Origin of the sequence: Pseudarthrobacter sp. NamB4 (assembly GCF_005796185.1) — a bacterium.
In the GTDB taxonomy this organism is placed as follows: domain Bacteria; phylum Actinomycetota; class Actinomycetes; order Actinomycetales; family Micrococcaceae; genus Arthrobacter.
This window is the reverse complement of the sequence record NZ_VAHM01000001.1, coordinates 140,846-162,634: the sequence shown is the minus strand read 5'-3', so window position 1 is coordinate 162,634 and position 21,789 is coordinate 140,846. Positions and strand designations below refer to the sequence as shown.

At 65.9% G+C, this 21,789-nt stretch carries 12 protein-coding genes and 2 tRNA genes; 3 read left to right on the top strand and 11 right to left on the bottom strand.

Features of this window, described 5'->3' with window-relative positions; genetic code table 11:
* Positions 1–16 precede the first annotated feature (16 nt).
* Entirely contained in the window at positions 17–1,444 is a 1,428-nt protein-coding gene (locus tag FDW81_RS00715) for a deoxyribodipyrimidine photo-lyase (protein ID WP_138132104.1), read from the top strand.
* Positions 1,445–1,450: 6 nt separating this feature from the next.
* On the opposite strand, the gene FDW81_RS00710 is transcribed toward FDW81_RS00715, so the two are convergent.
* The 5 genes from FDW81_RS00710 to FDW81_RS00690 form a co-directional block, all read right to left on the bottom strand.
* Positions 1,451–2,383, bottom strand: coding sequence for a cytochrome b/b6 domain-containing protein (locus tag FDW81_RS00710; RefSeq protein WP_138132102.1), 933 nt, complete (start codon positions 2,381–2,383; stop codon positions 1,451–1,453).
* Between the two features lie 142 nt (positions 2,384–2,525).
* Positions 2,526–2,599: transfer RNA gene (locus tag FDW81_RS00705), tRNA-Met, on the bottom strand.
* A gap of 157 nt (positions 2,600–2,756) precedes the next feature.
* Positions 2,757–2,830 (bottom strand) — tRNA-Met (locus tag FDW81_RS00700).
* Between the two features lie 124 nt (positions 2,831–2,954).
* Complete coding sequence (locus FDW81_RS00695; protein ID WP_171027072.1) at positions 2,955–5,936, bottom strand: UPF0182 family protein; 2,982 nt, start codon at positions 5,934–5,936, stop codon at positions 2,955–2,957.
* Between the two features lie 168 nt (positions 5,937–6,104).
* Entirely contained in the window at positions 6,105–7,307 is a 1,203-nt protein-coding gene (locus FDW81_RS00690; RefSeq protein ID WP_240719802.1) for a PDZ domain-containing protein, read from the bottom strand.
* Positions 7,308–7,450: 143 nt separating this feature from the next.
* On the opposite strand from FDW81_RS00690, the gene FDW81_RS00685 reads away from it, so the two are divergent.
* Positions 7,451–8,920, top strand: a complete 1,470-nt coding sequence (locus tag FDW81_RS00685; RefSeq protein ID WP_138132098.1) for a zinc-dependent metalloprotease — start codon at positions 7,451–7,453, stop codon at positions 8,918–8,920.
* Between the two features lie 39 nt (positions 8,921–8,959).
* Here FDW81_RS00685 and FDW81_RS00680 read toward each other — a convergent pair whose 3' ends face one another.
* The 3 genes from FDW81_RS00680 to nudC all read right to left on the bottom strand — a co-directional run bounded on the left by FDW81_RS00680 (position 8,960) and on the right by nudC (position 12,805).
* Positions 8,960–9,514 carry a M48 family metallopeptidase gene (locus FDW81_RS00680; RefSeq protein WP_370278631.1) on the bottom strand — a complete coding sequence of 185 codons (555 nt, stop codon included), beginning with the start codon at positions 9,512–9,514 and terminating at the stop codon, positions 8,960–8,962.
* A 50-nt stretch (positions 9,515–9,564) separates the two neighbouring features.
* Positions 9,565–11,700 carry an ATP-dependent DNA helicase UvrD2 gene (locus tag FDW81_RS00675; protein WP_138132096.1) on the bottom strand — a complete coding sequence of 712 codons (2,136 nt, stop codon included), beginning with the start codon at positions 11,698–11,700 and terminating at the stop codon, positions 9,565–9,567.
* A gap of 82 nt (positions 11,701–11,782) precedes the next feature.
* Complete coding sequence (gene nudC, locus FDW81_RS00670) at positions 11,783–12,805, bottom strand: NAD(+) diphosphatase (RefSeq protein WP_138132094.1); 1,023 nt, start codon at positions 12,803–12,805, stop codon at positions 11,783–11,785.
* Between the two features lie 141 nt (positions 12,806–12,946).
* Between nudC and FDW81_RS00665 the strand changes: the two genes are divergently transcribed.
* Positions 12,947–14,296 carry a macrolide 2'-phosphotransferase gene (locus tag FDW81_RS00665; RefSeq protein WP_138132092.1) on the top strand — a complete coding sequence of 450 codons (1,350 nt, stop codon included), beginning with the start codon at positions 12,947–12,949 and terminating at the stop codon, positions 14,294–14,296.
* 23 nt (positions 14,297–14,319) lie between these two features.
* Here FDW81_RS00665 and FDW81_RS00660 read toward each other — a convergent pair whose 3' ends face one another.
* The 3 genes from FDW81_RS00660 to FDW81_RS00650 are packed head-to-tail and all read right to left on the bottom strand — an operon-like array spanning position 14,320 to position 21,784.
* Positions 14,320–17,997, bottom strand: a complete 3,678-nt coding sequence (locus tag FDW81_RS00660) for an ATP-dependent DNA helicase (RefSeq protein ID WP_138132090.1) — start codon at positions 17,995–17,997, stop codon at positions 14,320–14,322.
* Positions 17,994–21,371, bottom strand: coding sequence for an ATP-dependent DNA helicase (locus tag FDW81_RS00655; protein ID WP_240719800.1), 3,378 nt, complete (start codon positions 21,369–21,371; stop codon positions 17,994–17,996). The genes FDW81_RS00660 and FDW81_RS00655 overlap by 4 nt, the downstream gene beginning before the upstream one ends.
* A complete protein-coding gene (locus tag FDW81_RS00650; RefSeq protein ID WP_138132088.1) occupies positions 21,368–21,784 on the bottom strand; it encodes an MGMT family protein in 417 nt (138 codons plus the stop codon). The genes FDW81_RS00655 and FDW81_RS00650 overlap by 4 nt, the downstream gene beginning before the upstream one ends.
* Between the last annotated feature and the right edge of the window lie 5 nt (positions 21,785–21,789).

Here is a 21,789-nt window from a genome sequence, read left to right as displayed (position 1 = left end):
TGTGTAGCGTGGAGGCATGGCTCCCCCCACTAAGACGTCCCTGGTCTGGCTCCGCGACGATCTTCGCTTGGACGACAACCCGGCACTGGCCGAAGCCGCAGCCCTCGGCCTGCCGCTGACCGTCGTCTACATCCTTGATGAAGAGTCCGAAGGAATCCGGCCGCTGGGAGGAGCCACCAGGTGGTGGCTGCATCACTCCCTGGCTGCACTGGGCGCTTCGCTTGAGGCCAGGGGCTCACGGCTGCTCCTGCGCCGCGGACCAGCCGACGTGGTGATCGCGGAACTGGCGGCTGAAACCGATGCCGGGCACCTCTTCTGGAACCGCCGGTACGGGTTGCCGGAGCGCACTGTCGACGCCGCCATAAAAAACTGGGCCCTCGGGAACGGAATCGAGGCCTCCAGCTTCCAGGCCAACCTCCTTTTTGAGCCCTGGACCATCCGCACCGGCGCCGGAGGACCGTACAAGGTTTACTCGCCGTTCTGGCGGGCCTGCCTCGCGTCCGGTGAGATCCGTAAGCCCCTGGACACCTCCTCCACCCTGCCACGACCGGCAGCCCCACAACGTGGCCTCCCGGCCAGTGACGCCCTCAGCAGCTGGAAGCTGTTGCCCTCCTCCCCCGACTGGAGCGGAGGGCTCGCCGCCACCTGGGAACCCGGCGAGGAAGGCGCGCTCCGTCGGCTTGAAGACTTCATGGACGGCCCGATCGAGGATTACGCCACCGGCAGGAACACTCCGGGCACCGAAGGAACCAGCCGGCTGTCACCACACCTGCGTTTCGGTGAGGTCAGCCCGTTCCGGGTCTGGCAGGAAATCCGCCGCCGGTTTCCCCGGAAGGTGCCGGCCGATGTCGGAACTTTCCGTTCCGAGCTGGGCTGGCGCGAGTTCAACTGGCACCTTCTATACCACAACCCGGACCTGGCCACGCGCAACTTCCGCTCCGCCTTCGACAACTTCCAGTGGGGATCCCTGAGCGCCAAGGAACTTGCCGCCTGGCAGCAAGGCAAGACCGGCTACCCGTTGGTGGACGCCGGAATGCGCCAGCTCTGGCAGACAGGGTGGATGCACAACCGCGTGCGGATGGCCGCAGCATCCTTCCTGGTCAAGAACCTCCTGACCGACTGGCGGGTTGGGGAGGAATGGTTCTGGGACACCCTGGTGGACGCGGATGGGGCCAACAACCCCGCGAACTGGCAATGGGTGGCAGGTTCCGGCGCAGATGCCTCACCGTACTACCGGATCTTTAACCCGGTGACGCAGAGCAGGAAGTTCGACGCCGACGGCAGCTACCTGCGCGCCTTCATACCTGAACTGAAAGGCCTATCAGGCAAGGACATCCACGAACCGTGGACCGCAGAGACGGACGGCTACCCCAGGCCCCTGGTGGAACTGGCCGGGTCGCGGGAACGCGCGCTGGCGGCTTACCAGAAGCTCAAGGACGGCTAGCTGGAGCTAGCGGGTGACCTTGCCCATCAAGGAAGCAATGGGGCGCAGGAAGAGCGGGCGGGCCAGGAACCAGGCAGCCACCATCACAGCAACAGAGGCCAGGAAGACCCAGAAGCCGAACCAGCCGTCGTCATCCCGTGCGCCGTACATATGGTTGAGGTTGCGCAGGGCCCCCGTGGCGAGCACCAGGAATACGTGCACCACAGTGAAAGCCACGAAGTAGATCATCACCGGGAAGTGGACGGCGCGCGCCCATTCAATGGGGAAGGCCCTGTTAAGCCCTGCCGCCTTCTTGGGCCATGCACCGGACATGCGCAAACCGGTGATGAAGGCCAGCGGCGCGGCGATGAAAACCGTCACGAAGTAGGAAAGCAGCTGGAGCGCGTTGTAGTTGATCCAGCCGTTCTCGGTGGGCCAGTCAAGGGATGCGTACTGCAGGGCTGCTGAGAGGGCGTTGGGGAAGACATCCCAACTGGTGGGAACGATTCGCATCCACTGCCCGGTGGCAAACAGCAGGACTGCGAAAATCAGTCCGTTGAGGATCCACAGGGCATCCAGCGTCAGGTGGAACCACAGCTCAAGGGTGATCTTTGTGGGCGCGTTCTTCGTCTTGATCATGCCCTTGTTATTCCGGGTCCAGTGCCCGCTGGGCCGCGTGGTTGTCCGCACCTGCCACCCGGTGCGGACAATCAGCAGCAGGAAGAACGCGTTCAGGAAGTGCTGCCAGCCCAGCCAGGCAGGAAAACCCACAGGCGCGTTGTCCGGAAGCTCCGAGTGGCCCGGATAGTCCGCCACGAAGGATGCCATGGCGGGCAGGCCCATCAGCCACTTGGCGACCAGCACCACGAGGACCAGCCCTGCCAGGACGGCAGGAACCCCCCAGTAAAGTCGCGACCGCTTGCCCGCCGCGGTACCGGGCTTCTTCGTGGGTGTGGACATCGAACAACATTCCTCTCGAGGATGACTGGCCAAGTGCTCACGAGGTGTGTGAGGCTCTGCGAAAGAGAATACTAGGAACTGCCCGTACTCAAGGAAAAGGAAGACCCTGGCCGGCTGCTGGCCGACCAGGGTCTTCGTATAGTTGCGGGGACAGGATTTGAACCTGTGACCTCTGGGTTATGAGCCCAGCGAGCTACCGAACTGCTCCACCCCGCGTCGCTCAACCAACACTACCCTATTTCGCCGGCCGGTTTTTCCACCTGGTTTTCGGCCCTAAAGAATCCCGATCCAGTGTTACCCGCACCAACTGCCCGATACCCGGTCCTAACCAAAAAAGTCCGGACACTGTTTCCAGTGTCCGGACTTCCATCAGTTGCGGGGACAGGATTTGAACCTGTGACCTCTGGGTTATGAGCCCAGCGAGCTACCGAACTGCTCCACCCCGCGTCGCAAGAACTACTTTACCGGCACGTAAACACCAGGCCAAATCGGGGCGGCGTGATCTCCGTCTCGAAAGCGGAAACGGCACCTGCCCCAAGGAAGGAGCAGGTGCCGTGTGCCGTCGTCGTGATCAGCTGGTGGGTGAGGGCGAAGGGCTGGCCTCAGGTACGCCCGTGGCTGCTGGAGCCGGGGTGGCCTCCGGTGCGGCAACCGGAATCTTGGCCTCCGCCTCCGTCGCCCGCTTGAGTGCTGCCGAAATTCGCTCCTGTGCCTCGCCGTAGGCGGCAAAGTCGCCGGCTGAAAGGGCTGCCTGACCTGCCTGGATGGCGGCATTCGCTTCGTCCAGCGCCGCCTTCAGTTCAGCCTTGGCGTCAGCGCCCGCCGGTGTTGTGGGCGCGGCGGGATCGGCAGGTGCCTGCCCGTTGTTGTCCGAGTCACCCGCGGCGGCTCCGGAGTCGCCGCCGAAGAGCTGCTTCAGGGCCTCATCGAGCGTCGGGGCAAAGCCCACCTTGTCGCCAAAGGCCACCAGGACGCGCTGCAGGGTGGGGTAGGACGTTTCACCCGTGGATTTGAGGTAAACCGGCTGGACGTAGAGAATGCCGCCGCCCACCGGAAGGGTGAGCAGGTTGCCGTTCAGGACGTCGGAAGCACCTTGGCGCAGCAGGTTCAGGGCCTGGGACACGGTGGGGTCCGAGTTGAACTTGTTTTGCGCCTGCCCGGGGCCGGGGACCTGGATCTCCGGCGGAATCTGCAGCAGCCGCAATTTACCATAGCTCTCGGCCTTGACGCCGGCCTGGTTGCCGGCATCGGAGTCCGCCGCGAGGAACCCGTACAGGACGTTGCGTGCGTTTCCATTGACGATCTGCGGAATGAACGACGACGTCAGCTGGAAGGCCGGCTTGTCCTGGTCCGGCATCTGCAGGGACATGTAGAACGGCGGCTGCTTGACGCCGCTCTCCGAGTCGACGGTGGGATCGTTCGGGACACTCCAGACATCCTTCGTCTGGTAGAAGCTGGAAGGATCCGTTACGTGGTATTCCCCCAGCAACTGGCGCTGGACCTTGAACAGGTCCTCCGGGTAGCGGACGTGGCTCATGACGTCGCCGGACATCTCGGAGTAGGGCTTGAGCGAGGTGGGGAACACCTTCTGCCAGGACTTCAGCAGCGGGTCCTGGTCATCCCACGCGTAAAGCGTTACCGAACCGTCGTAGGCATCGACGGTGGCCTTCACGGAGTTCCGGATGTAGTTGACCGTGCTGTTGGGCAGCGCGACAGTACGCCCGGATGTGGTCTGCGAGTCCGCGGTCGCATCCGAGAGCTGTTCCTGCTGCGAGTATGGGTAGTACTGGCTGGTGGTGTAGCCGTCCACGATCCACTTGACCCGGCCGTCCACCACAGCCGGGTAGGCGTTGCCGTCCACCGTCAGGTAGGGGGCCACCTTCTCAACCCGATCCCGCGGGTTGCGGTCGTACAGGATCTGCGACTCGGGGTTCACGCCGTCGGAGAGCAACAGGTCCGAGGACTGGAACTTGATGGCGTAAAGCACCCTGTTGAAGAAGCTGCCAACGTTGGGCCCGCCGTTGCCCTTGAAGGTGTACTGGGTCTCCCCGCCTTCCCGCCCGGACGGGCGGTCCAGCTCACGCGGCGCCGCGCCATCCGGCGCGCCAACGATTGAGTAGTCCGGCGAGGACTCCCCGAAGTAGATCCGCGGCTCGTACGTGGAATCGTCGCCCAAGACGCCGTTTGACGGGATGCCTGACTGCAGGAATTCCGGCTTGCCGTCCACGGTGAACTTGTTGCCCTTGGCCGCCACCACCCCGTAGCCGTGCGTGTAGACGACATGCTGGTTCAGCCAGCCCTGCTGGTTGCTGGTGACGTTGGCCGGGTTGAGCTCGCGGACAGCGATCACGGTGTCCTGAATTTTGCCGTCCACTTCGTAGCGGTCCACGTTGAGGGCCTCGGGGAACTGGTAGTACGGGCGGTACTGTTCCAGCTGGGAGAAGGCATCCGAGATCAGGTTCGGGTCCAGCAACCTGATGTTTGCCGTGGTCTGGGCGTCCGGTGCCAGGGCTCCTGTGCTGGCGGTGTTGGTCGCCTCGTACCGGTCCACCTGGATCTTGTCCAGGCCGTAGGCCGCCCGCGTGTTCGCAATGTTGCGCTGGATGAATTCCCTTTCCAGCGTCTCTTCCGAGGGACGGACCTGGAACTGCTGGATTACCCACGGGTAGACACCGCCGGCCAGGATTGAGGTGATGACCAGCATCGCGGTTCCGATGACGGGCAGGCGCCATTTGCCGATCACCGCAGCCACGACGAACAGGATGGCAACGAGCGCTGCCGCCACCGCCAGGATGGCCTTGGTGGGGATCACGGCGTTGACATCCGTATAGAGTGCGCCGGCCCAGCGGCCGCTGTTGCTCTGTACTGCTGTGAACCGGTCCAGCCAGAAGTTGATGCCCAGAAGCACCAGGAACGCAGCACCGGTGACTGCGATATGGATCTGCGCGGCGCGGCTGGTGAAAACACCGCGTTCCATCAGGCGGATGCTGCCGTACAGGTAGTGCGTGAGGATGCCCGCAATTCCGGCGATAACCACAACGCTGATCAGGAATCCGGTGATGAAACCAAGGAACGGCAGAGTCATCAGGTAGAAGCTGATGTCCATGTTGAATTCCGGGTCAGGCTGTCCGAAGGGCTCCTGGTTGAAGAACAGGAGGACCTTCTGCCACTGGCTCGCGGCCGCGCTGCCGGCGAAGAGGCCGAAGAGGACGGGCAGGCCGATCATGACAACCCGGCGGACGGGTTCCAGTTGGGCCTGGTACCGGTTGAGGTTGTCCCGGATCTCGGAGTCGGGGGCGTATACCGGCCTGGTGTTGTAGGCGATGCGGATGGCGAAGAAGACCGCCAGGAACATGACGGCGAAACCGGCAGCAAAGATGCCGATCCGGGCGAGGTTTTCGGTGAGGAAGACCTCGATGAATCCGAGCTGCCGGTACCAGAGGACATCGGTCCAGACGTTGGCAAAGAAGATGAAGCCCACTACCACCAGGGCGACAACGATCAGGGTGGGCGTCAACGCCCCGCGTCGTGAAGGGGGCCTGCCTGTGGACATGGTGCTGGCGGGACGGGACAAACTGGGTACCTCATAGCTGGTCGTCAGATTATTCGAAGCGTGTGTGCGAGCGACGTCCGGCACCGGTCAAACGGCTGGTTTCGTCCGTCATTATTTGCCACGAGTGGCGGTAAAGCTTAGTTCCTGTCGAATCTAGTTGCGCCCAGTCTAGTTGCTTGAGCACGTTGGGAGGCCTGACGTGTCCTGACCGCCGGCAACGCGTTCAACGGCGTCGCGCGCCCCGGCCAGGTTCTCCACCTTGACCACCTGCAGGCCGTCAGGGATGCGCCCCACCACTTCCCCGCAGTTTGCGGCCGGCGCGAGGAACAAAGTGGCGCCCGCTGACCTTGCCCCCTGCAATTTCTGTTCAATTCCACCGATGGGCCCGACCAGTCCGTCCGGGGAGATGGTGCCGGTCCCGGCGATGTGCTTGCCGCCGGTCAGGTCACCCGGGGTTACGGTGTCAATGATGCCGAGGGAGAACATCAGCCCGGCGCTGGGACCCCCCACCTTCTCCAGGGATATTTCGACGTCAAACGGGAAGGTGAAGAGGTACTTCAGCATCACTCCAAGGATGAACCGGCCCTCACCGTTGTCCTTGGGAGTGATGTCCACGGTGACCGGCTCTCCGCCACGCTCCACCATCACAGACACGGGTGCGCCTTTGCCTGCCGCCAGCTCATCCTGGACGACGGCCAACGAGGTGATGTCTTTGCCGTTGATGGTTTTCAGGATGTCCCCGGCTTCGATTTTCCCGGCCGACGCCGAGTCCTCCGGGAGGTCCGCGGCCTGGAGCTGCTGGCCGAAGGGAATATCCAGTTCGTTGAGGGCGGAGGCCACTGCATTTTCCTGGCTGGTGGTCATGGCCACCGAGCTCTGCTCCTCAGCCTCTTCCTTGGTGGTGCCGTTGGGATAGATCAGCTCCACCGGATGGACGGCCTTTGCCGGGTCGAGCCAGGCGGAGAAGGCGTCCAGGATGCTGACCGGCCCGTTGGGCCCGCCGTCCACGTAGACCGTGGTCAGGTCCAGGTTCCCTTTGGCCGGGTAGGTTTCCCGGCCCGTGATGCTGATGACGGGGCTCCCCCGGCTCTCCCCCAGGGTGTTGTAGGTGGGGCCAGGCGACTCGACGACGTAAGGGACAGGGAGTGTACCGACGGCGACCCCCAGCCCCAACGCGGCCATGCCCGAAAGGAGCATTGCCGACACCTTCCTGTCCCGGGGCTCTGCTGCCTCTGGAGCCGAAGCATGCGGGACCTCTTCGCCGGCAGGACCGCCGTCGACCCTTGCTTCCGCTGTTTGCGCAGGTAGGGGGTGTGTGAAGAGTTCAGGAGCGTGGTCCTCGGAAGGGTGGCCGCCGCGGGTTGTAGTCACTCAACCAAGACTACGCGGTGCCGGTGGATCACCGCCCTTGCCCCGGTCTTTGCCTAGAGCGAACGGTAACGCCGTGCGGCAGACAGCCGGGTGTGGCCGCGGTACCGTGAAGGTTGACAGTCACACCGACGATCGGCGGGATCATGACCTCCAATCCACTCAATCCTTCCAACGGGGATGACACCCCCAAGGATCCGTTGACCGAGATGCTGCAGAACCTGATGGGCGGCAGGGGAATGGAGAATTTCGACCCCGCCGAGCTGGCCAAGGCTGCCGGCCTGCCCAATGACCCCAACCTGCTGGCACAGATGTTCTCCCAGGTACAGGCGATGATGAGCGCCCCGTCCGAGGGCCCGGTGAACTGGACACTGGCGCACGACAATGCACGCCGTGTTGCTGCCGCGGGCTCGGACCCCTCAGTGACGTCCCAGCAGTCCCGCGACGTCGATGAGGCCCTTCGCCTTGCTGAGCTGTGGCTGGACCCCGTCACGGACCTTCCCGCCACTGGCCTGATCGGCCGCGCCTGGTCCCGGGCGGAATGGGTTGAGGCCACGCTCCCCACCTGGAAGAGGCTGACGGAGCCGGTGGCCAACAGCATCGCCAACGCCCTCTCCTCAGCCATGACGGAGCAGATGCCCGAGGAAATGAAGTCCATGATGGGCGGCGCCTCCTCCATGCTCCAGAACATGGGCGGCGCCATTTTCGGCATGCAGTTGGGGCAGGCCATCGGCGCCCTCTCCGCGGACGTTGTCAGCTCCACTGACATCGGCGTCCCCCTCGCGGACCTTGAAATGGCCCTGCTGCCGGCCAACGTCGCCGCCTTCGGCGAAGGCCTCTCCCTTCCCGAGAACGACATCCGTCTCTTCCTCGCCGTGCGGGAAGCAGCCCACGCCCGCCTCTTCGTCCAGGTTCCATGGCTTCGCGGCCACCTCCTGGGTGCCATTGAGGCTTACGCCCGCGGAATCCACATCGACACCTCCCGGATTGAGGAACTTGCGCGGGACCTCGATCCCAGCAACCCGGAGGGCATCCAGGAGGCCCTTTCCCAGGGTGTGTTCATGCCCCAGCGGACCCCTGCGCAGGAACAGGCCCTTGAAAAACTGGAGACGGCGCTGGCACTGGTGGAGGGATGGGTGGATGAGCTCACCGCAGCAGCCACGGAGAAGGTGCTGCCGTCCGCGGGCGCGCTGCGGGAAACCGTACGGCGCCGCCGCGCAACGGGGGGGCCGGCCGAGCACGCCTTTGCTTCCCTCGTGGGCCTCGAGCTGAGGCCCCGCAGGCTGCGTGATGCCGCGACTCTGTGGGCCACCCTTAAGGAAGAACGCGGCATCGACGGCCGGGACGCCATCTGGCAGCACCCGGACCTGCTGCCTACTGCCCAGGATCTGGACGATCCCGAGGGCTTCAGCGGACGGCGCAAACTGGCCGAGGCAAGTGACAGCGAAGTGGATGACGCCCTGCAGAAACTGCTCAGCGGCGGCTTCGACGCTGCTCCGGCTGCAGGCGCGGAAGGGGAAAGCGGCGCCGGGGGCCAGGCTGAGGACGGTACCGGCAAGGACGACGGCGGCGATGGGCTGCCGGACGAAGGTCAGGCGGGCCAGCCGAAGGGTTAAGACGCGGCGCCGGCGCCCGGCAATGTTGCCTGCTTTGCTTTAGTCGGCATCAGTGCCGGGCAGGCCGCGCCCCGTGGCAAACGAAACGCCTTCCAGGAACGCCTTGGCCCGCTCCATTTCCGGGTACGCGTCGAGCAGCTTCCAAAAGGACGCGTTGTGCGCGGCAACCAGCAGGTGGGCCAGCTCATGCAGCAGGACGTAGTCGATCACCCATTGGGGCATCGGGCGGAGCTTGTCCGACAGCCGGATGGTCCCTTCGGCGGGGGTGGCTGACCCCCACCGCGAGTTCTGGTTGCTGACCCAGCGGACGGAGGTCGGCACGGCGCGTCCCCCGAGGTACCGTGCCGATAAGTGCGCGGCGTGTTCGGCGAGGGCGTCGTCGGAGGCCGGGCGCCTCCTGCCCCCAGCGGCCCGCCGTTCCCCCTGGCGCTGCAGCTTGGCGACCATTTTGTGCACCCATTCGGCCTCCTGGGCGGCCGTAAACCGGGCGGGGATGGCAACTACCGCCGTACCGTTTTCCCAGAAGGCTGCCACAGTGCGGGTGCGCCGGGCGGAACGCCGCACCACCACGGGCGCTCCGTCGTCAGTGGTCATTGGAGCTCGTCCTGGCTGCGTCCCTCTGGTCCTGTCCGCGTGGCCGGGCATCACAGGGCGGTGCTTTCCGAGAGGACCCGCAGAACGTCTTCCCCGTAGCGTTCCAGTTTTGACGGTCCTACCCCCGCCAGCGACGCGAGCTCTTCGAGGGAGGCGGGCCGCGCCTCGGCGATGGCGGTCAGGGTTGCATCGGTGAACACCACGAAGGCCGGCACCTCCGCGGAAAGGGCAACATCCCGGCGCCAGTTCCGAAGCGCATCGAAGGTCTGTTCCTCATAGCTGGGCGGACAGGAGTTGCAGCGCCCCACCTTGCGTTCGGCGCCCGTGGCGAGCATGCTCCCGCAGACCCTGCACACGGCAGGAGCGGCAGCCTTCCGGCGGGACACCGTTACCTTTCCCCTGACGCCTGAGGCCGCCACCGAGTCGGGGCGAAGCCCGTCAAGGAACCTTGAGGGTTTCCGGTTGGCCCGGCCGCCCGGCGTTCTGGCGGTGGACCACGAGAGGTGCAGGTACTCACGCGCACGGGTGATTCCGACATACAGAAGCCGGCGTTCCTCATCCACGGATTCGGGTGAATCAGCAAAGGAGATTGGCATCAGTCCTTCGCTGAGGCCCACCAGGAACACCGCGTCCCACTCCAGGCCCTTCGCCGCGTGCAGGGAAGCAAGCGTCACGCCCTGCACCGTTGGGGCATGCTGGGCAAGCGAACGTTCCTGGAGCTCGTTCACGAAGTCGGCAAGGCCAAACTGCGGGCCGCGGGACTGGACCAGTTCATCGGCAAGTGCCACCAGCGCTGCCAATGACTCCCACCGTTCCCGGAGGGCGCCGCCGCTGTGGGGTGGCGAGTCCGTGTAGCCGAGCGAGGAAACAATGTCCCTGACCAGCTGGCCGAGGGGTTCTGGGCCATCCGTTTCTGCAACCGCCCGGGTTGCCGCGCGCAGCTGCAGAATGGCGTCCCGGACCTCCTTGCGGGCGAAGAAGCGCTCTCCTCCCCGCAGCTGGTACCCAATCCCGGCGGCAGCCAGGGCCTGTTCGTACGCCTCGGACTGTCCGTTCGTGCGGAACAGCACAGCCACCTCGCTGGCGGCGGTGCCGGCCTCGAGCAGCGCCTTGATTTTCTGCGCAACGGTGGCGGCTTCCGCTTCATCGTCTGCGCATTCCGTGAACTGCGGTGCGGGCCCTGCGGGCCGCTGGGCCACGAGCTGGAGCGGAGCCGCCCACGCGGCGTCGGCCGCCGGGCCGCCGCTGCGGCGGTTGGCGAGCAGGTCGTTGGCGAGTTTCACCACCTGGGGCGTGGAACGGTAGTCCCGGACCAGCTTGACGACGTTGGCCTGCGGGTAGCGGGCCTTGAAGTCCAGCAGGTGCTTTGGGGAAGCCCCGGTGAAGGAGTAGATGGTCTGGCTGGCATCGCCGACGACGCAGAGTTCGTCCCTGCCCCCGAGCCAGAGCTCCAGGAGCCGCTGCTGCAGCGGGGAAACGTCCTGGTACTCGTCAACCACAAAGTGCCGGTACTGTTCGCGGACCGTGGCGGCCACCTTCTCGTCCTCCTGCAGGATGCCCACAGTGATCAGCAGGACGTCCTCGAAGTCGATGACGTTGCGGTCCGTCTTCACGTCCTCGTAGGACTGGAAGACGCGCGCAACGGCAGTGAGGTCGAATCCCCCGGGGGTTCCCCTCTCCTGGGCATTTTCGAGATAGTTGGCCGGTGTCAGCATGGACACCTTGGCCCACTCGATTTCAGAGGCGAGGTCCCGAATGGAGGCCCTGTCGGTGCTGAGCCGGAGCCGGCGTGCAGCCTCGGCCAGCATCTGCGCCTTATGGTCCAAAAGTTGAGGCAGGGTTCCGCCCACCGCCTGCGGCCAGAAGAACTGGAGCTGGCGCAGGGCGGCTGCGTGGAAGGTCCGTGCCTGCACGTTCCCTGCGCCGAGGTCCCGGAGCCGGCTGCGCATCTCGGCGGCGGCACGGGCCGTAAAGGTCACGGCGAGCAGCCGCTGCGGGCTGTAGACGCCGGAGTGGACACCGTAAGCGATGCGGTGCGTGATGGCGCGGGTCTTGCCCGTTCCCGCACCTGCCAGGACACACAACGGGCCGTTCAGCGTGCTGGCGACTTCCCGCTGCTCCGCGTCCAATCCCCCGAGGATGCGGTCCTCCAGGGAGGGTGCCGCGTCTAAATGCTCTGTAGTCACTTCTGCTGCTCTTGGTCTCGACTACCGCATGCTGGTTGTCTCGACTACCGCATGCTGGAGGTCTGGTGGATTCGTGCTGGTCTCAGGCGCCGGTGCGGTCCTGGATCCGTCCGCCGTACCAGTGCTCTATCAAAGAGCGGGCAATGGAGAGCCGGCTGGAGATGGTGATCTCACCGCTGAGCACAGCATCCTGGAGTTCCTCCCGGCTGAACCAGCGCGCCCTGGTGACCTCAACGCCGTCGGGCCTTGCCTCGGCGTCTTCGGTGACGGCGGTAAATCCAAGCATAAGGGAGGCAGGGAAAGGCCAGGACTGCGAGCCGAGGTACTGGCAGGCGGTGACCCGCACTCCCACCTCCTCGTAAATTTCGCGGACCACTGCCTGCTCAAGCGACTCGCCGGGTTCCACAAAGCCCGCCAGCAGGGAATAGTTCCGGGCATCCACCGGCCCGCCACCGCCCAGCAGCAGCCTGTCGTCCGGACCCACCACCGTAACAATGATGGCGGGATCCGTCCTGGGGAAGTGTTCCGACGAGTCTGCCGGGCACCGCCGAACCCAGCCGCCGGACTCCACCTTCGTAGGCGTTCCGCAGCGCGGACAGTGTGTGTGCCCGGCATGCCAGTTGGCGATGGCGCTGGCTTCAACAAACAGCGCGGTATGGGTTTCAGTCAGCCCTGCAGCCACATCACGGAAACTAGCCCAGCGCGCGTCCGACGGCACGCCCGCTGTCCCGGGTGCAGCCGGCTCAGGCAGGACAAAAAGCAGCAGGCCCGTTCCTGCCGCAAAGTCTGAATCCGAAAGGGCGGATCCCAGGTAAATGATCAATTCCGGGGCACAGCCGCCTGCAGTGAGGCTGTCCAGCAGTTGCCTTGCACCCGTGACGAAAAGGCCTTCGCCCTGCACCAGGCCCTGCCGCCCGCACAGGACAACCGCCTGCGTTCCTGGTTGGGCCAGGAGGTCGTCCACGAATCCCGGGGCCGCGCGCTCAGCCGATGCACGGTCCAGCAGCGCCGGCCTGACAGGAAGCAGGGTGTCCATGAGGTGGTTGGCGGGCAGCGTTGCCGGCTGCCCCTGCTGGACGGGTGAAACAGACTCCGCGTGGCTCATAGATCCACCGTACTGACTGGGGCTGACAATTGATATTTTCATCGCGGCCCCTGTGGGCATCGTCTCCCCTATTTGCAGGTATCTGGAGACTCGCCGCCGCCGGACCGGCTTCTGGGACGGCAGGCAATCTACCGTGGAATCGTGAGAAGAAAACCGATTGAACTGGCAGCCGTTGCAACCGCGGCAGTCCCCGGACTGACCCCAACGGCCGTTAGCTCTGCCCCGGACGACCCCGCGGACTTCGACTCCGCACTGCTCCTGGACTCGGAGGGCAAGCGCTGGCGGGTGAGGTCCCCGCGGCATGCCGAGGCCAGCGCCCGGCTGGAAACGGAATACCTGGTGCTGCGGGCTTTCTCCCCGGCCATCCGCGCGGAACTGCCCTTCCTCATGCCCACGGTAGCCGGCAGCGTGCGGCTGGGGACCTTGAGCACGTTCGTGTACTCGCACCTGGCCGGCAGCACCCGCAGCGTGGAAGAACTCACCGCGGGTCCGGCCGCGCTGGCCCGGGAAATCGGCGTCGCACTGGCAGCGATCCATGACCTGCCCCGGGAACTGGTCAGCAACGCCGACCTGCCCAGCTACACCCCGAACGAATTCCGGCAGCGCAGGCTGAATGAACTCGACCAGGCAGCCACCACCGGGAAAATCCCTCCCGCACTGCTGCTTCGGTGGGAACATGCGCTGGAGGATGTCTCCTTGTGGCGCTTCAACCCCTGTGTGGTGCACGGGGACCTGCACGAGGACAACCTCATGGTGGAGGGCCACCGGGTCACTGCGGTGACGGGCTGGACCGACCTCAGGATCGGCGACCCTGCGGACGATTTCGCCTGGCTTGTCGCTTCGAACGAGCAGGACTTCGTGGACGCCGTCGTGGCCGCCTACACCACCGGCCGTCGCGATACTCCCGACAAGCACCTTCTGCGGCGGGCGGCACTGTCAGCTGAGTTTGCCCTGGCACAGTACCTCGTGAAGGGAATAGCTGCCGGTGATGCCTCCATGGTTGCCGAAGCCGAAGAGATGCTGACTACCCTGGCCAGCGACATCGAGGAGCACGGCGGGCAGCCGATCAGCGTGGAACCCCTGCCCGCCACGGCGGCTGCTCCCGCAGCTGATATGCCTGACGCGGCGCCGCCCGTTCCCGCAACCGCCCTGCCGGACAGTGTCCCCGGCATGCGGGCGGCCGACGACGGACTGCCGGCTTCGGTGCCGGCCGTGACTGTCCTTCCCGTCCCGGCCCAGCCTGCCGTACACGTGACACCGATCCCGGTGACTCCAATTCCCGCGGCCCCGCCTCCGGCGGGTGCCGGCCAGGTGGCGCCCGCGCCGGATGCCGGGACAGGGCGCGACGGCAGCGACGGGAAGAGCGGGGAAGCCGGCAGCAACCCCGGTGGCATGAACTCCGGCATGCAGACCGACGTTGCCGGCGCCCTCGGAGGTGCGGATGATACCTCCACTGCCGCCCTGACGATCGTTGACTTGAAGAAGTCCTGACCGGGTCAGCATGAAGTAGCGGTCTAGGGCTGCGTGAGGGCGGCCGCCACGATTTCCTCCAGTTCAGCGGCAGTGCCCAAATCGTGGGGCCGCACGACGTCGTTGTCAGCAACGTAGAAAAAGGCCGCCCGAACCTCTTCCAGCGGCACGCCCTTCAGCCGTGACCACGCCAGGCGGTACACGGCAAGCTGCACCGCACGGGTTTTGAGCCGGGCGCCGGAAGGACGCCTTCCAGTCTTCCAGTCCACCAGGTCCCAGCGGCCATCGGCGTCCTGGAAAACGGCGTCAATCCTTCCGCGGACCACGACGTCTCCCACCCGTGTCTCCACGGGCACCTCGACAAAGGCAGGCGAGCGGTGGGCCCAGGGGGATGAACGGAAGGTGGCCACCATGGCGTCCAGGTCGTATGCCGCATCGAGGTGGTCATCCGAGCCCGGCGCCTCATCGAGGTCAAGCATGCCGGCTTTCCCAAAGTACTCTTCCACCCATGCGTGGAAGGCCGTTCCCTTTCGGGCAGACATGCCGGGTTCCCGCGGCACCGGCCTGCGGAGCCGGGCCAGCACCGCCGATGCGTTCTCGTCCAGGTCCACCAGGGTGGAAGCGGAGATGTGGGTGGGAAGGTGGACGTCCTGCGCTGCCGCCCTCCTGGCCCGACGTTCCAGCAGCAGCGCTGCTTCCCGCGCCCAGCCGGCGGCCGGCCCCGGGAGCCCGGGGTTCGGGACAGGCCTCGCTCCCCCGGCAGCTCCGGCGTCGTTTAGGGCCGCAGTCGGCTCCTGTCCGTCAGCCTCCAGGGCCTGGAGTACCCGCGCAGCCGCCAATTCCATGGCAACGCGACGGCCACCGGCCAGACGGAGGCGCTCCCCCGTGCGGGAATTCACTGGCCCGTCCAAGGGGTCGTAGGGCCATCCCGCCGCCTCCACATCCAGTGTCAGCGGGCTTGTCTCAGGCAGCGAGGACTCCTCCACGGACAACCGATGAATAACCGCGGATGCCCTTGAGCCTTCACTGGCCTCCGTTGCCAGCGGCTCCAGCTCAGCCAGGAACGGGGACATTTCCGCCCGCCCTGCCCTGGATCCCACCCAGGCAGCACTCGAGGCCCACAGCACGTGCTTGGCCCTGGTGTAGGCAACGTAGGCCAGCCGCCGTTCCTCTGACTCCGCATGCGCCTGGACCGCGGCCTTGAAATCCTTTTCCGCATCCAGCCAGCCTTTCTGGTCAGGCTGGTCGAGGTCCCACTGGGGCAGGTCCGCCCGGTCACCCCGCAGCGGCCAGGGCAAGGCGGCGGCCCCGCTGCTCCAGCGGGAATCACGGTCACTGGGAAAGTCCTTGGCATTCAGCCCGGGTACAAAAACCACATCCCACTCCAGGCCCTTGGAGGCATGGACGGTGAGGAGCTGCACCGCTTCACGGTTGACGTCGCTCGGTGGCGCTTCCAGCCCGTTCTCTTCGGCAGCCGCGGCTTCGAGCCATGACAGGAAGGCAAGGATGTCCACGCGCTGGGACGTCCGCAGGAACCCGGCGGCCGCGTCCTGGAAAGCATCGAGGTTGCGCCGTGCCTGATGGATGCTGATACCGGGCCTGGCAGCGACTTCGATGTCGAGCAGCATGGCCCGCTCCACCTCGCCGAGCAGCGTGGTGAGGTCGTCGCCCAGGTAGCCCCGCAGTTGGCGCAGCTCCGCCGCGAGCCGGAGCATCCGTCCCCGCGCCATGGGCGTCAGGGACCTGCCGTGGGAGGAGATCCAGTCTTCCCGCGGCAGCCAGTCCAACGCCTCCACCAGGCTGGCGCCGTCAGTGAGGTCACCTTCCAGCACGGCCGGCTTTGTATCGGAAGGCTCGCTGTCATCCGGTGCCGCCTGGCCGCGCAGCCGTGCCAGCTGGCTGGACCAGTCACGCAGTGCCATGAGGTCGGCCGGGCCTATGCGCCAGCGCGCTCCCGCCAGAAGGCGCATCAGGGCGTCTGAACGCCCAGGATCGGCGAGGACCCGGAGGGTTGCCACAAGGTCAACGATCTCCGGTGTATCAAGAAGTCCCCCGAGCCCGACGATCTCGTAGGCAATCCCGCGGGCCTCCAGTTGGCGCCGAAGAGGCTCCATCTGCGCCCGCCGCCTGCAAAGGACGGCAATTGCCGGCGGAACAGGTGAACCGTCGGGCTTCAGGTCGAAGTCCGTCACCCGGTACTTCAGGACGTCGTCCGCGAGCGCGGCTGCTTCCTCAGCATCGCTGTTGAACCGCCCCAGCACCACCGATCCCGCCACGGCATGGGGGCTCGGCTGCAGTGGTGGCACATCAGGTACTGCCTGCTCTCCCCCGCCGGCCGGTCCGCGCTGGGCCGCTGCCCGCGCGAGCGATTGGGACATCACATTGGCAGCGGCCAGGATGGACCGGCCGTTCCGCCATGCAGTCGTGAGGTATGACGTGGGCGCAGGGGACCAGCTTCCAGCGCCCCTTTCCCTGCCGTCCCCGGCTGTTGAAGCGTCTGCTGTCCCGTTCCCTGATGTCCCGTTCCACACAGGGAACTCACGCACGAAATGGAAGAGCTGGCCTGCCGATGCGCCACGGAAACCGTAGATCGACTGATTGGGGTCACCCACTGCCGTCACGGCATGGCCGCCGCCGAAGAGCCGCGAAAACAGGACCAGCTGGGCGTGGGAGGTGTCCTGGAATTCGTCCAGCAGTACCACCTTGTAGCGCTGCCGCTCCATCTGGGCAGCCAAAGGAACGTCCTGCGCCACACGCGCGGCAAGGGCCACGAGGTCACCAAAATCCAAGGCACCACGTGCCCGCTTGGCGGCTGCGTACCGGCCGACCATGTCAGCCACACTGGCCCTGGTCCTGAGCATTCCCGCGAGCTCGGCCGCCGCCTGTGGAGGATTCTTCTTCTTGGCTGCAAGGTAAGGGAGGGACTCAAAGTCGGAAAGCCTCGCCATCAACCAGGCTTCGACGTCCTCAGGTTCCTGAAGGTGCTCAGCGCATTCTCCGGCAAGCTGGATGACCGCCTTGACCAGCGTGGACTTGGCTGCACGGAAGTGCCCGTACTCGCCGTCATACGCCTCAACAACCTCGGTGGCCAGCTGCCAGGCTTGGGCGCCGCCGAGCAGGACTACATCCCGCTCCACTCCAAGGCGCAGCCCGTAGTCAGACACGATGCCGCTTGCGAACGAGTGGTAGGTGGACACTTTCGGTTCCAGGGCGTCACCGCTGACAAGTCCCTCCGGGAACAGGTTGTGCCCGCTGTCCGGCCCCCGCCCTTCCCTGGCAGCCAGATGCTGGAGGGCAGCCAGCTTTGCCCGGATCCGGGAGGCCAGTTCGCCGGCAGCCTTCCTGGTAAAGGTCACACCCAGCACTTCTTCCGGCCTGACCCAGCCGTTGGCCACGAGCCAGACCACGCGGTCAGCCATGGTGGCCGTCTTGCCGGACCCTGCCCCTGCAATGACCAGCCGCGGCGTCAACGGGGACGAAATAATGTCCGACTGCTCCCGGGTAGGCACATTCTTCTCACCAAGGAGGACAGAAAGCTCCTCCGGGCTGAACCGCGGCTTCGGGAGGGCATCCGCCCCAGCCCTGCCCGGAGCGGACAAGGTCTGGCCGGAAGAGAGCCCAACAGCAGGGCCGGCAGCGGCTGAGACTTCCGCGGAAGGGCGCGCCGGGGAACCGGACTTTCCGGTGAAGGCATCCTCCGGATTCAGCACGTCCTGCCTCATTCGGTCACCTGCCTTCCGCGAACGCACAATGGGCACACCTCGGGCAGCCGGCAGCCGTGGCCCCCGTGGCTGCCTTTCGCGGGGTCATGCCGCGCTTCAAACAAGCTGCCTGCCATCACGGCGGCAGCTTCGGTCACCATGTCCATGGCCCAGTTCTCCTGCGGGTCGATCGGGTCCTGCTGCTGTATTGCGGGGTTCTTGGCCCCGGTTCCGAGCTGGGCCAGTACAGCTCCGCCGGGACGCGGGTCAACGGGGCTGCCCTGACCGTCCGTGAAGCCCCCGGCCAGCACCGCCGCCTGATACGCGCCCAGTTGCGGATGCCGTGACAGTTCCCCCTTGCCTGGCTGGCGCTTCCCTGTCTTCAGGTCCACGATGACCAGCCTTCCTTCGCGGTCGATTTCCAGGCGGTCCACCTGGCCCCGCAGCACCGCTTCCCGCTCGGCAGCATCATCAACCGGAACCTTTCCCAGTGCCACTTCGAAGTCCTGCTCCACGCCGAGCAGACTTCGGCCCTCGCTCCGCATGAGCAGTACGTACTGGGCCAGCTTGCGCACCATGGACTCCGCGCGCTGGAAATCCAACCGGCCCTCCCAGTTGTCCTTCATTCCCAGCGCCGGCCAGCGCCGGACCAGTTCCTCCACGTACTCGGCTCCGGAAGCGTCAGGCATCTCCTGGGCGATGGCGTGCACCAGGGTTCCAAGGCTTCGGGCGAAGTCCGTTGCTGCTTCGCCTCCGGCGGCCTGGATAAACCAGTCCAGTGGAGACTTCTGTACGGTTTCCACCTTCGACGGCGAGACGAACACGGTCCCACCCGGCGGGACCACTGCTGCCTCTGTGGTCAGGGGCAGCAGCCCCCACCAGCTCTGCGGATGGGCCCCCGGAACGGGCGGCTCAGCCGCTGCCAGGAATGCCAGGACCCTGGCAGCTTCCCCGGCCTGCGCCGCGTCCCTTCCATCCAGCTGCGCGTGCTGTCGAAGCTCGGCAACAAGGGACCGCAGGGTCATGGGCCGCTCCACGGCGGTGAAGGCCCTGGCTTCCTGTCCCGGCTCCAGCGGTGCAACGTAGTCGAGGAAGGAGGAGGGCTGGTCGTCCTCGGACGAAACCGCAGTGCATACAAGCACTTCCTGCGCCCTGGACACTGCGGTGGAAAAGCTGCGGAGTTCGTCGTAACGGATATCGCGCAGCCTGCTCAGCGGATCACGCTGCAGGGCATACTCCGCTCCGTGCTCCACAGCATCGCTGTACAGGGTGCTTCCCAGGAGTTCGCCACGCAGCCTCGTATTGGGCCAGACACCTTCCTGCAGCCCTGCCACGATTACCACCGGCCACTCCCGGCCGGCTGCGCTGGCGGGAGTCAGAAGCTCCACGGCGTCATCCACCTGTGCCCGGGCCGCAAGGGTATCCATTGGAAGCTCCTGGTTCAGGAGATATTCGAGGAACTGCTCGGGTCCGGCACCGGGCATTTGGTCCACGTAGCGCTCGGCCGTGTGGAAGAGTGCCATCATGGCGTCCAGGTCACGGTCCGCCCGCGCGCCGTGCGGACCGCCGGAAAGCGCCGTTTCGGTCCAGGCGCCTGCCAGTCCGGTGGACTGCCAGAGTGCCCAGAGGACCGATTCAGCGTTCGCGCCAGGTTCGGCAGCAGCGAGACTGCCGGCCCGGAGCATCCTCGCCGCCCGGCGCGCCGCCCTGCCCTCGATTCCGAGGGTGGAAAGGGCGCCGGGTTCCAGCAGCGCTTCCACCAACAGCGCGTCACTGGTCCGGCCGCCGCCGCCCAGGATTTCTTCCTTCCGGAGTGATTGCCGGAGTCGTCGGAGCTCGATTGAGGTGGCTCCGCCGATCCGGGAGGTCAAAAGCGATACCGCGGCCTCAGGAGTCAGCAGGTCCGGATCCAAAGCGATGGCGAAGGCGTCAAGCAGCGGCCTGACCGCCACCTCATCCCGGACGGCGGATTCGGCTACAGGTACCCGGACTGCGATTCCCTGCCCCGAAAGGTAGCGCTGAAACTCGCTCACCTGGGCCCCGTTGCGCACAACGACGGCGAGGTCCGCCAGGTCCCGGCCGTGGTTGATGTGCTGGTCCAGGATGCGCTGGGCAACGTACCGCAATTCGTGCACAGCGGAAGGAACCAGGTGTGCCTCAACTGCCCCCTGCGGCCGGCCGTTGTGGACCTGTCCGCCCGGAAGCTGTTCGGAGGGAAGCTGCTCCAGCCGCCTGGCCAGCTGCCCTCCGGCACGCTGTGATATGCGGCCGGCAACTCCGAGCCAGGCCCGGGCAACCGCCGGAGCGTGCCGGTGGGCGTACTGCAGCGGGCGTTCCAGGACAGGGGACTGCGGCGACAGCAACTGGGGCAACTCAGCCACCAGATCGGGCCTTGCCCCGCGGAAGCCCTGGACAACAGTGTCCGGGGAAAAAGCCACGTAGCAGTCCTTTCCGGCCGCGATGTCAGCAAGCAGTTCAAAAATCGCCGGGTTCGCTTCCTGGATGTCGTCCACCAGGATTACCTGCAGCCGGTCCCGTTCCGCGGCCAGGAAAGCGGGAGCCTCCTGGAAGATCTGGCGGGCGGCTGTGATGATTCCGGCAGGATCAAAAGCCTCTGGCATCCGCAGGTCCAGGACATCCCGGTACTCCGCGTAAAGGGCAGCAGCAGCAATCCAGTCAGGCCGGCCGCATTCCCGGCCCAGCCGCACCAGGTCGTCCGGGGTGCGGCCTGATTCGATGATGCGGTCAATCAGTTGGCGGACTTCCTGCCGGAAGCCCCTCGTTTCCAGTGCTCGTTCAAGATCGGCGGGCCAAGGCAGCTCCAAACCGGGGAGGCGGTGCCCCTCGAGGAGTTCCCTGATGATGAGGTCCTGCTCAGGACCCGAGAGGAGCCGCGGGGGCCGGGCCAGGGGAAGGATGCCTTCCGCCTTGGCGCGCCGGATCAGGTCAAAGGCGTAGGACGCCCAGGTCCGTGCCGGCGTGGTGCTCAGGCTCCTGTCCAGCCTGGCCGTAAAACGGTCACGCAGGGCGTCCGCTGCCAGCCGGCTCGGGGCCAGGATAAGCACCCTTTCTGGATCCACTCCGTCCCGTACCACCCGTTGGACCGCTGCCTCCACGAGGACGGTGCTCTTCCCCGTGCCGGGAGCTCCAGGCAGCAGCACCGGGCCGCTCCCTTGGGTGACGTCAACCGCGGACTGCTGGTCAGGCGAAAGCTGTGGCTGTACGGCATGCACCTGGCGCGGCGGCAGCAAGCGAAGCCCGGCGGAATACCCGGCAGGAGGGGCTGCAGGACCTTCTCCTGCACCAGCGGCTGTGCAGCCGCCAATGTCCGGGACTGCCAAGGGGCCGTCCCAAGATTCGTCACGAGGGCCGGTGAAGGGCATTGTTACTGTCACAGGGATATTCCATCATCGGCCACTGACAATCCGTGCAGCCGCCGCTCCAGCGTCCCGGCAACGTGGTCGATCCGGTCCAGGTCCGCCTCTGTTGGTGCCCACCGGGCGGTCGAAAGATCAACGCGCCAGTGCCCTTTACCTGTCCGTTCGTGGTCCCCGTAGGCTCCCCGAAGGGGTGTTCCTTCGGCAAGGTAGTGCCGGAGAGCTTCATCGTCATGTCCCTCAGGCGCATGCCCGCTCGCCCTGAGGATCCGCCACCAGGGAACACCGCTCCCGTAATGGCTCATCACTGCCCCGACCTGCCGGGAACCGCCTGAACCCAGCAACTCAGCGACGTCCCCGTATGACACAGCGGATCCGGCGGGAACCATTCTGACAATGGCCAGCACCGCCTGCACGTAGTCCATCCGCATTGATC

Coding starts and splice junctions, on each gene's coding strand:
- FDW81_RS00715 (WP_138132104.1), top strand. CDS start 17: ATGGCTCCCCCCACTAAGACGTCCCTGGTCTGGCTCCGCGACGATCTT.
- FDW81_RS00710 (WP_138132102.1), bottom strand. CDS start 2,383: ATGTCCACACCCACGAAGAAGCCCGGTACCGCGGCGGGCAAGCGGTCG.
- FDW81_RS00695 (WP_171027072.1), bottom strand. CDS start 5,936: ATGTCCACAGGCAGGCCCCCTTCACGACGCGGGGCGTTGACGCCCACC.
- FDW81_RS00685 (WP_138132098.1), top strand. CDS start 7,451: ATGACCTCCAATCCACTCAATCCTTCCAACGGGGATGACACCCCCAAG.
- FDW81_RS00680 (WP_370278631.1), bottom strand. CDS start 9,514: ATGACCACTGACGACGGAGCGCCCGTGGTGGTGCGGCGTTCCGCCCGG.
- nudC (WP_138132094.1), bottom strand. CDS start 12,805: ATGAGCCACGCGGAGTCTGTTTCACCCGTCCAGCAGGGGCAGCCGGCA.
- FDW81_RS00660 (WP_138132090.1), bottom strand. CDS start 17,997: ATGAGGCAGGACGTGCTGAATCCGGAGGATGCCTTCACCGGAAAGTCC.
- FDW81_RS00650 (WP_138132088.1), bottom strand. CDS start 21,784: ATGCGGATGGACTACGTGCAGGCGGTGCTGGCCATTGTCAGAATGGTT.